This window comes from Bacillus sp. 220_BSPC (assembly GCF_001054655.1).
GTDB lineage: Bacteria > Bacillota > Bacilli > Bacillales > DSM-1321 > Peribacillus > Peribacillus frigoritolerans.
Genome location: NZ_JVPL01000249.1, coordinates 1 through 3,312 on the forward strand (window position 1 = coordinate 1; position 3,312 = coordinate 3,312).

A 3,312-nucleotide genomic window follows, 5' to 3' on the forward strand; every position below is an offset into this window, starting at 1 on the left:
GGACTTTTCTCTCTTCAAACTTGCCTCCCGATTCAATCTCTTCATATAACTTGTACTTATATGATTTTGATTCGCATAATCTTTTAGTAATTGTCCTGTGATTAAGTAGAACATCTTCAGATTCGTTATTATCCCTTGAGATTCGATTATAGATGGCTACTGTTTTAATTAGCATGTTATGAACTCCTAAAGAATAGTATGGTATTAAGATTAACTTATATCATAGCTACAGTCTGTAAGTAATCTCATACATCGAGATGAAAGGGGGTTCTTTGCTTTGTCGATAACTTTAGGATTTTTTGGGAAGTGAGATGAGGTCACCTTTGGTATGTTCACTTTTGGTAACTTCAATCGTTCATGCTAGATGGTAAAACCGATGGTAAAGTAACCACAACCCAAGGTATTTCTTCTTAACGCAACCTTTGGTTTGTTAGGAATGCTTGGCTTTATCATTAATGGTCTGGAAATATCAGGGAAAATTGGTTATTGGATTATACGGCAGATGGTTAAAGAAGATAAATTCAATCCTTATTATCACTTTTTTTAGTTTCTTTTACATGAAAAACTGAAATGTTGAAGCTCTAGTAACTCGATTGTATATACCTGGAAACAGTGATTCTCTTTGTAGGCAGAGTATTATTTAATCCTATAGTTGAATATTGGCGATACTAGAAATACAAATTATATAACTTTATTACATGTCGTTTGAATAGGGGGCTTTCTCTTACTGAAGTACTATTCAACTAACGAGTGCTTTACTTCAGTTACAGCTGCCATTTTCGGCGGTTTTTTTATGGACGAACGGGGAAGTTCAGGTGAAGAAGGGATGAGACTTCGTTTAATTTACCTGTGAAACTAAAAACCACAACGGTCAATAAGCATCTGAAAGTTGTAAAACAGAAAAAGCCCACAACCTTGAGGGTGGACTCTTCGTTCTCCTATTTACGGACTTTGGCTTGTCCCATTTAGGGAATTAGTTGGCGATTTTTGTAACCACTATTGAAGGATACCTATACATTACATTGAGAGATGCAGCTATTACCCTAATACTTAGCCTATCGTTTGCGGCTAATCGCAGTTGGATTGTTCTTCCTATCGTGTTTCTAATTTCAAGTTGCGGCGGGTTACCGCCTGGTCCGCCTGTAATACGATTAAAGGATTCAAAAGTGCTTTCAAGAACTGGAGTTGTATCGTTTATGAATAACCTGAACTGTACTTCGTATTAAACGCCAAGTTAGAAGCATTAATAAGGCTAGCTGTTAAATCCATGCTGATCTCATATACCCCAGCAGTCAAAACCTCAAGATCAGTATAAGGGCCAGGACCAGGAGGAAATGGAGCTGTTTCTAATAACGGCCCAGGAGTAGTGAATACAACCTTCTGCCCCAAAGCAGGTGGACTTACCTGAGACACTGTGACAAAAATTTCAGACGGATTATACAATGATCCATAAGCCAAAGCACCCCCTGGCCCCTGAGGCCCTTGAGGCCCCTGAGGCCCTTGAGGCCCCTGAGGCCCNNNNGGCCCCTGAGGCCCTTGAGGCCCCTGAGGCCCTTGAGGCCCCTGAGGCCCTTGAGGCCCCTCAGGCCCTTGAGGCCCCTCAGGCCCTTGAGGCCCCCGAGGCCCTTGAGGACCTGTTTTCCCTTGAGGCCCCTGAGGTCCGCACGGAATACATGTGCTGCATTGTCTGCATGAGCATTTATTGTTACTTAGATCCATATCTATCATCTCCTTTCAAATTATGCTATCAATATATTTAAAATAGAAGGAATTGGCTTGTGTGCATTTCTTATTACAGAAAAAAAGTCTTATATCGTAGGCCTTATAGCCATAAACTAAAAGGTGGCCATCGGATATAGCTCTCTCCTAGTTGTTTCTCTGATTTATCCATTCGAACAGAAATCCCTACCATGTTAGGTTGGGGATTTACCTTAAAACAATAACTGATTTAAATACGAATTAGAAAAGCCATTTCTGCTTAGTGATACGGATAAAATACAAGAAGATTTTCAAACAGAGTTATTAAATTTATCAGAGGACTGTATTACGGGTGATTTTGACACTTAATAAAACCCTTTTCCTTCAAACATATAACAAAATTCTTAACTGTAAATTGACTTTGCTTAATCAAAATGCGCTTCGTATCGGTTTTTTCACACCATCATGGGTGTATACAGATGCTTTCCTCCAATACGTTCAATGATCCGCTCCAATATACAAAAAGAGCCTCAATTAAGAGACTCCTCTTTCGTCTATACTCTAGGCGCTCCATCTTTAAATTTGCTTTTATCAGTCTTGTAATGGGATTCTACAAGCGATATTGCCCATTCAGCAGTTTGTTCTTTATGAACCCATCTTGTGTAGTAGTTCTTTGTAATTGAATGATTGATTTGAAAGTATACACAGTATAGGATTTCCTCTTCAAACAACGCTTTAAGATATTCTACAACAGACTTTCTGTTAATTCCTGTATCGTTCTCCTTCTGTATTGTTTATAACTTTCCCAGACGATAAATAGAGATGTTGTTTTGGGCAAATGGAGGCTTTGCCACTTGCGCCATACATCTCTATCTATCCCCTTCTGAAAGTGTCCGATCCCTCTCAAAAGTACTAGTGTTTTCGAGGATAGGGGGACACCTAATTATTTATCTTCATCGATTGCATTAGCGAATTTCCTTAAAAACATTGGTCCTAAATTTCATTTGGTATGGTTCGAATCACTTCTATTAGGATTCGTGTTCCTTTTGCATTATTGCAACCTTTAACAACATCCAAGTATTGTCGTCATTACTAGCTGTATGAGAATTACATACCTTTTGTGGAAGTTTATGATTTACATCAAAATTACTAGTGCTTTTGCAGATTTGACAGTATCTACCGTACTTCTTAAAGGCTACTAGCTTCTGCTCGTTGGTAAAATTATCACCATTTTCCTTTCGTTTTTACTCTCGGTTGTTATTACATTCCCGACAAGCACTAGTAAGACCATCTGTTTTATTTCTGTCTTTACTGAATTCTTTAATACAAGCCTTGTGCAATATCCTTAAGTAATTGTAATGGGACTTTTCTCTCTTCAAACTTGCCTCCCGATTCAATCTCTTCATATAACTTGTACTTATATGATTTTGATTCGCATAATCTTTTAGTAATTGTCCTGTGATTAAGTAGAACATCTTCAGATTCGTTATTATCCCTTGAGATTCGATTATAGATGGCTACTGTTTTAATTAGCATGTTATGAACTCCTAAAGAATAGTATGGTATTAAGATTAACTTATATCATAGCTACAGTCTGTAAGTAATCTCATACAT

The 3,312-nt window shown here is 38.0% G+C and carries 2 protein-coding genes; both read right to left on the reverse strand.

Annotated elements, in window-relative coordinates:
- Positions 1-1,194 precede the first annotated feature (1,194 nt).
- Positions 1,195-1,458, reverse strand: coding sequence for a hypothetical protein (locus ADA55_RS30705; RefSeq protein WP_048686954.1), 264 nt, complete (start codon positions 1,456-1,458; stop codon positions 1,195-1,197).
- Between the two features lie 1,560 nt (positions 1,459-3,018).
- Complete coding sequence (locus ADA55_RS19610; RefSeq protein ID WP_048686960.1) at positions 3,019-3,234, reverse strand: hypothetical protein; 216 nt, start codon at positions 3,232-3,234, stop codon at positions 3,019-3,021.
- Between the last annotated feature and the right edge of the window lie 78 nt (positions 3,235-3,312).

Excerpts from the sequence above, each read along its gene's own strand:
- ADA55_RS19610 (WP_048686960.1), bottom strand. The coding sequence starts at position 3,234 with ATGCTAATTAAAACAGTAGCCATCTATAATCGAATCTCAAGGGATAAT.